The organism is Chloroflexus sp. (assembly GCF_034435895.1).
GTDB lineage: Bacteria > Chloroflexota > Chloroflexia > Chloroflexales > Chloroflexaceae > Chloroflexus.
Genome location: NZ_DAOTWH010000233.1, coordinates 1 through 6,982, shown reverse-complemented (window position 1 = coordinate 6,982; position 6,982 = coordinate 1). Strand labels below are relative to the sequence as shown.

Here is a 6,982-nt window from a genome sequence, read left to right as displayed (position 1 = left end):
GACCCAACGGCGACGCCGTTGCCTGCCAATCCCACCGCACCGCCGGCTCCCACCGCCACCGAGACACCGGCTGTTCTGCCGCCAACCGCTGCGCCGGCGGCGACGTTGGCGCCAACCGTTTTGCCGATCAAGGAGACGCCCATGTCGATTCCGCCGGTTCCTACGCTGAATGCTCAGCCGTTGACGCCGCCGTTTGATGGCTTTATCCAGCGCCAGATTGATGCGGCGAGGCGCGATCTCGCCCAGCGGTTAGGGATTGATGTTGCTGCGATTGAGGTGGCTTCGGTTGAGGAGGTGACGTGGCCTGATGGCGCGCTGGGTTGCCCGCAGCCCGGTATGGTCTACATTCAGGTGTTAATTGAAGGTTTGCACATTCTGTTGCGGGTTGGCGATCAGCTCTACCCCTACCACAGCGGCCGTAACCAACCGCCGTTCTTGTGCGAATCGCAGATGGGTCTGCGTGCGCAGCCGTAACGCTCCCTCCGCAGCATCAATCATCATCGTCCCGGTAGCGTCTCGTACATCACCGGGGCGATGATGATCCCAGATATCCTATGCGTGCGGTCTCGGTGCCTTCATAGCAGATGTTGCAATGGTAGTTGGTGCCGCAGCAATGGTATACTGATAGCAACTCTTGCCTCGTCCCTCTCTTTTAACATACGTATGAACAACCAATCTTCCCCTCACCGGCGTTGCGACTCCTCTCCCGCAGCGAGTTAAGGGGCTGACAGAACATGTGGTTGAGCACAACTGTTGATCGCGGTGTGATGCCGTAAAACCCTGTACTGCGCTCCCCATCACCCTTCCCCCAGCGTGGGAGGGGTCGGGGGTGAGGGCCAGTAGCCCGCGCAGCGGGCTTCGTAATAGTAGCCTAGCCCTTGCGGGCTAGGTACCGGATCGGATGTTCTATCCGCCCTTGCACCCTAGCGGGGAAGGGGGTGGAGTTAGGGGCACGGCAGATGCGTCATCAATCTTCCCCTCACTGGCGTTGCGACTACACGGTATGGCGAAACAGTCGCTGTTTGCGCCTGCTGATCGTGGTCGTGATCGCATTTCTGATCGGTGTGGCGCTGCTGATCGGGCAAGCGCTGTATCGCTAATGAGCTTTCTTGCCTGCGTTTCCCCCTTTTGCGCCGAGCTAGTTCTAACACATTACTAACACTCCGCTGATAGCGATCTAACATCGCTTCTTTATTTACTCAGTGTACGCCTGTTTGCATCATCATCGCTGTACAGCGAAGCGCGTGAGCGTTACGCTGCTGTGCGTTGGCGATCAAGGAGGTGGTACGCGATGACGATGGATCTTGGCCTGCTTATCCTGCAAGTGGTCATCGGCTTACTGATGATGGGCCACGGTGCGCAAAAGCTGTTTGGCTGGTTTGGCGGCCAAGGCTTGCGCGCTACCACTGAGTGGCTGGCAAGCATGGGCCTGCGCGCGCCGCGCTCGTGGGCGCTGATGGCTGGTCTGGCTGAGTTCGGCGGCGGCTTGCTCTTCGCCCTCGGCCTGCTCCATCCGATCGGTCCGTTGGCGATCATCGCCGTGATGATCGCGGCGATTGCCCTCGTCCACTGGTCGCATGGCCTGTGGATCAGCAAGGGCGGCAGCGAGTACAGCCTTGTGCTCGCGGTGCTGGCGGCGGTGATGGGGCTGTGGTCTCCCGGCGCCTACTCGCTTGACCGCGTGCTCGGCATCGCTTTGCCGCAACCGCAGACCTTCTGGATCGGCCTGATCCTCGTGCTGGTTGCTGTTGCCTTCGCGCTGCTTAGCCGGCAACGCCAGCCGCTGGCGACACCGCGCAGCGCTGGGCAAGCTGCTAGCTAGTCGCACCGGGGCGTCGCCCGCGCGGCGCCCCGCACTCAGACAACAGGAGGTTACCTGTGCAAGTTCGACCGTTGCATGACCGGGTAGTGGTGAAACCCAAGCCGCGGGAAGAGAAGACCAAAGGCGGCATCTTTCTGCCCGATACCGCGAGCAAAGAGCGCCCGATGGAGGGTGAGGTGATTGCGGTTGGGCCGGGCCGGCGCGCTGACGACGGCAAGCTCATCCCGATGAGCGTGAAGGTTGGCCAACACGTGCTCTACGCCAAGTACGCCGGCACTGAGTATAAGATCGATGAGGAAGAGTATCTGATCCTGCAAGAGAAGGATATTCTCGGTATCATTGAGGAGTAAGCGATATGGCGAAGCAACTGATCTTCGATCAGCAAGCCCGCACTGCGCTGAAACACGGTATCGACACCCTTGCCCTCGCGGTGAAGACGACCCTCGGCCCCCGTGGCCGCAATGTCGCTCTCGATAAGAAGTGGGGCGCGCCGACCGTCACCCACGACGGTGTGAGCGTCGCAAAAGAGATTGAGCTGAAGGATCCGTTCGCGAACCTTGGTGTGCAACTGCTCAAGCAGGCCGCTGTTAAGACCAACGATGTCGCTGGTGACGGTACGACTACGGCGACCGTGCTGGCCCAAGCGATTATCAGTGAGGGCTTGAAGCTGGTAGCTGCCGGCGCCAACCCGATGCTGCTCAAGCGCGGTCTCGATAAGGGTGGCCAAGCTTTGGTCGCCCGCATTAAAGAGCAGGCGATCACCCTCAAGACCCGCGATGAGATCCGCAATGTCGCGACCATCTCGGCTCAAGATGCTGAGGTTGGCGAGTTGCTGGCGACCGTCATGGATAAGATTGGCCGCGACGGCGTGGTGACGGTCGAAGAGGGCAAGAGCACCCATCTCGAGCACGAGCTGGTCGAGGGTATGCAATTCGACCGCGGCTACATCTCGCCCTACTTCATCACCGACTCGGCCCGCATGGAGGCGGTGCTCGACGAACCTTACATCCTGATTACCGATAAGAAGATTAGCTCGATCAAGGATCTGCTCCCCATCCTCGAGGCGGTGCTGAACAGCGGTAAGAAGGATCTGCTCGTGATTGCCGAGGATGTGGACGGCGAGGCGTTGGCGACGATGGTGGTCAACAAGCTGCGCGGGACGCTCAACGCGCTGGCGGTGAAGGCCCCCGGCTTCGGCGACCGGCGCAAGGCGATGCTGCAAGACATCGCGATCCTCACCGGCGGTACTGTCATCTCCGAAGAGATTGGCCGCAAGCTCGAGAGCGCGACCTTGCAAGACCTTGGCCGCGCCCGCCGCGTCAAGGCCGACAAGGATAACACTGTGATCGTCGAGGGTCACGGCGACAAGCAAGCCATCCAAGCCCGCATTGCCCAGCTCAAGCAGCAGATCGAGACTACGACCTCGGATTACGATCGCGAGAAGCTGCAAGAGCGGGTGGCGAAGCTGTCGGGTGGCGTGGCCGTGATTAAGGTTGGCGCGCCGACCGAGCCGGCAATGAAGGAGCGCAAGGCCCGCGTCGAAGATGCGCTCAACGCGACCCGCGCTGCGGTTGAGGAGGGGATCGTACCCGGTGGTGGTGTTGCCTTGCTCAACGCCATCCCGGCGCTCGATAACGTCACTACCCAGTTTGAAGAGGAGCGCATGGCGCTCAATGTCCTCCGCCGCGCGCTCGAAGAGCCGCTGCGCCAGCTTGCGATCAACGCTGGCGAGGATGGCTCAGTAGTGGTCGAGAATGTGCGCAACGAGCAACGCAAGCGCAACAACAACCACTTCGGCTATGACGTGATGACCGGCAAGTACGTCGATCTGATGGAAGTTGGCATCATCGACCCGGCCAAAGTGGTGCGCACCGCGCTCGAGAATGCGATCAGCGTCGCTGGGATGGTCTTGACCACCGAGGCGTTGATCGTTGATGCGCCCGAACCCAAGAAGAACAGCAATACGCCGCCAGTGCCGGACGACGATTTCTAATCCGGTAATGTCCCGATGATCGTATGGGGCCGCACAGATGTGCGGCCCCATACGATTCTGCTATGCGGTATCGTTACACCCGCGTGATATATTCGCCGGTGCGGGTATCGATCTTCAACACATCACCCTCGTTGATGAACGCCGGCACCTCAATCACCGCTCCCGTCTCCAGCGTAGCCGGCTTGGTGACGTTGGTCGCTGTGTCGCCGCGCACCGCCACCGTCGTCTCCACCACCTTCAGGTTGACGAATATTGGCAGCTCGACGCCGATGATCGTTTCCTTCTCAGCGTCGTAGACCAGCTCGACAGTTTCGTTCTCTTTCATAAACTTCGCCGCGTCACCCACCAGCTCCGCCGAGACCGGAATCTGGTCGAAGGTGTCGTTATCCATAAAGATGAAGCTATCGCCCTCGCGATAGAGGTACTGCATCGGGCGGCGCTCGATGCGCACGATGTCAATTTCGGCCCCGGCCCGCACCCGATCTTCAATCACCTTGCCGGTGGTCAGGCTCTTCATCTTCATGCGCACGAACGCGCGCCAGTTGCCCGGTGCGACGTGCTGAAACTCGATGACCTGATAGAGGTCGTTGTTGTAGCGAATCACAATCCCGTTGCGCAGATCTGAGGTCGTTCCCGCTGCCATGCCAATATGCTCCTCGTGATAACTTTTTTGCGACAATATAACACAAGCCGGGCAGGCTTCGCTTCCCGGCGAATGCTATCACTATAGGCGGAAACGCGATTCTGCGCAAGTAACGACGCAGTAGCGCCGGATGGCTGTCCGGCTCCGTAAAGGTACGCAACGAGTCTTAACGCAAAGACGCAAAGGACGCCAAGAGCGCGAAGTATTTTTAGGTTGGGTACAAGCGCGCTGATACCATTCCCAAAAACCTTTGCGCCCTCTGCGTTCTTCGCGCCTTTGCGTTAAAACTCGTTGCGCCTTTACTCCCTCTGCGCCGTCTCCCTCCATAAACCGTTCTCTTGACTGATCAGCTTTTTCCGCAGATTGGGTACAATACCCTTGGCATCGTTCCATCACCCATCCTTGAGGAGACTCCATGAAGCTCGTTTTGCCCGGTCTGCTGCGCGATGAACTCCTCCCCCGGATTGAGGCCGTTGCGCCGCAGGCGACCATTGTGTGGTACGATCAGCACGGTGAACCAGAAGCGCCGATCGCCGATGCTGACGTGCTCTTGCGCTGGTTTTTCACGACCGAGCAGTTGGCCTGCTTGGTGCGCCAGATGCCGGCCCTACGCTGGCTCCACATTCCCCGCGCCGGCGTGGATGGCTCGCTCATTCCTGAAATTGTCGAGCGCGACATCATCGTTACCAACTCCGCTGGCGTGCATGCCATCCCGAGCAGCGAATTCGTCATGCTCTTCGCCCTCAGCCACGTCAAGCAAGCCGCCCGTCTGCACCAGTTGCAAGCCGCGCACCAGTGGCGCGAGCAAGATATGCAACTGCGCGAATTGGCCGGCACGACGATGCTGATCATCGGTCTCGGCCAGATCGGCCAAGCCATCGCCGAACGGGCCAGCGCCTTCGGCATGCGGGTGTGGGGATCGCGCCGCAACCCGCGCCCCATGCCTAGCGTCGAGCGGGTGGTTGGCGAGGGGGAATGGAGATCACTCCTCCCGGAGGCCGATGTTGTCGTCATCGCAGCGCCGCTGACTCCTCTGACGCGCGGCATGTTTGGCAGAGCAGAGCTGGCGCTGATGAAGCCAGATGCCTACCTCATCAATATTGCCCGCGGCGAAATCGTTGACGAAGCCGCCTTGATCGCCGCCCTCCGCGATTGCCGCATCGCCGGTGCTGGCCTCGATGTCTTCGCCCAAGAGCCGTTGCCGCCCGACAGCCCCTTCTGGGAGCTGCCAAACGTCTTTGTCACGCCGCATATCTCGTGGAGTTCGCCGCATATTCGCGCCCGCACGCTCGATATCTTCGCCCAGAATCTGCGGGCGTTTGTACATAACGAACCGATGATCAACGTCGTTGACAAACAGGCCGGATACTGAAGGCGCAAAAACGGGAAACGCAAAGGCGCAAAGGGCGCAGCGATCGCGAAGGTTTTTCGGGAATGGTACCAGCGCGCTTGTGCCCCACCATACAAAATACTTTGCGCCCTTTGCGTTAAAACCTTGGCATTCTTAGCTTCCTCTGCGCCTTTGCGTTTAAACTTTTTGCGTCTCTGCTCGCTCTGTGCCTTTTACGTTGCTGAAGGAGTATACTTTCATGACTTCAACCGCCGACCGTCTCATCGGTCTGTTCGCCACCCGCGTGCGCGAGGTGACGCCGCCGCTCTTCGGCGCTGCCGGCGAGCTGGCCCGTCCAGTGATCAGTTTTGCCTACGGCCTCGCCGACCCCGCCCTCTTCCCCCGCGCCGAGCTGATGGCCGCCGCCGCCGAGGTGCTGGCCTACGAGGCCGCCGAGTCGCTCAACTACGCTATGTCCTACCCCGGTCTGACCGGCCAAATCGTGGATCGTCTGCGGGCCGAGGGGGTTGCAGCCCAACCCGAACAGGTGCTGGTGGGGTATGGCTCCGGCCAGATTCTGGCCCTCTTGCCCGAAATCTTTGTCGATCCGGGGGATGTGGTGATTATTGAAGGGCCGAGCTTCCTCGGCGCAGTGCGGCGGTTCCTCCAGAGCGGCGCCCGGCTGGTGACAGTGCCGGTTGACGAGCACGGCATGGATGTCGCGGTGCTAGCCGATGTCTTGCGCCGTCTCACCGCCGAAGGCCGGCGGCCCAAGTTCATCTACACCATTCCCACCTTCCACAACCCGACCGGCGTCACCCTCAGCCTCGAACGCCGCCGGCAGTTGGTGGCGCTCGCCGCCGAATACGGCGTGCCGGTGGTCGAAGACGACGCCTACCTCGATCTGCGCTTTGCCGGCGAACCGCTGCCCTCGCTGGCCGCCCTCGATCACGAAGGCTGGGTCATCCGCGTTGGCACCTACTCCAAGATTCTCGCTCCCGGCCTGCGCATCGGCTGGGTGCATGCCCGCCGTGAAATCATCGACCGCCTGCTCATGGTCAAAGCCGAAGGCACTACCGGCCCCTTCATCACCCGCGTCGTCGCCCGCTTCAGCGCCGCAGGCCGGCTTGAGCGGCACATCGCCGCGCTGCGCCAGCACTACGCCGCCAAGTGCGCCGTCATGGCCGCAGCGAT

General features: G+C 60.9%; 8 protein-coding genes. 7 read left to right on the top strand and 1 reads right to left on the bottom strand.

Going from position 1 to position 6,982, the window contains the following annotated elements; genetic code table 11:
• Nucleotides 1–141: 141 nt before the first annotated feature.
• From U9R81_RS13515 to groL, 5 genes are all read left to right on the top strand, one after another.
• Nucleotides 142–474 (top strand): hypothetical protein, encoded by a 333-nt coding sequence (locus U9R81_RS13515; RefSeq protein WP_322495964.1) that lies wholly within the window; start codon nucleotides 142–144, stop codon nucleotides 472–474.
• Between the two features lie 485 nt (nucleotides 475–959).
• Nucleotides 960–1,100 carry a hypothetical protein gene (locus U9R81_RS13510; RefSeq protein ID WP_322495963.1) on the top strand — a complete coding sequence of 47 codons (141 nt, stop codon included), beginning with the start codon at nucleotides 960–962 and terminating at the stop codon, nucleotides 1,098–1,100.
• Between the two features lie 191 nt (nucleotides 1,101–1,291).
• Nucleotides 1,292–1,822, top strand: coding sequence for a DoxX family protein (locus U9R81_RS13505; RefSeq protein ID WP_322495962.1), 531 nt, complete (start codon nucleotides 1,292–1,294; stop codon nucleotides 1,820–1,822).
• Between the two features lie 56 nt (nucleotides 1,823–1,878).
• Nucleotides 1,879–2,172, top strand: coding sequence for a co-chaperone GroES (locus U9R81_RS13500; protein ID WP_322495961.1), 294 nt, complete (start codon nucleotides 1,879–1,881; stop codon nucleotides 2,170–2,172).
• 5 nt (nucleotides 2,173–2,177) lie between these two features.
• Nucleotides 2,178–3,815: a chaperonin GroEL gene (groL, locus tag U9R81_RS13495; RefSeq protein ID WP_322495960.1), complete on the top strand. Its 1,638-nt coding sequence runs from the start codon at nucleotides 2,178–2,180 to the stop codon at nucleotides 3,813–3,815.
• A gap of 73 nt (nucleotides 3,816–3,888) precedes the next feature.
• On the opposite strand, the gene efp is transcribed toward groL, so the two are convergent.
• Entirely contained in the window at nucleotides 3,889–4,458 is a 570-nt protein-coding gene (efp, locus tag U9R81_RS13490; RefSeq protein WP_322495959.1) for an elongation factor P, read from the bottom strand.
• Between the two features lie 415 nt (nucleotides 4,459–4,873).
• On the opposite strand from efp, the gene U9R81_RS13485 reads away from it, so the two are divergent.
• Together U9R81_RS13485 and U9R81_RS13480 are read left to right on the top strand one after the other, a co-directional pair.
• Nucleotides 4,874–5,830, top strand: coding sequence for a D-2-hydroxyacid dehydrogenase (locus tag U9R81_RS13485; protein ID WP_322495958.1), 957 nt, complete (start codon nucleotides 4,874–4,876; stop codon nucleotides 5,828–5,830).
• A 217-nt stretch (nucleotides 5,831–6,047) separates the two neighbouring features.
• The coding region (locus U9R81_RS13480; protein WP_322495957.1) for a PLP-dependent aminotransferase family protein at nucleotides 6,048–6,982 on the top strand (935 nt) is incomplete at its 3' end.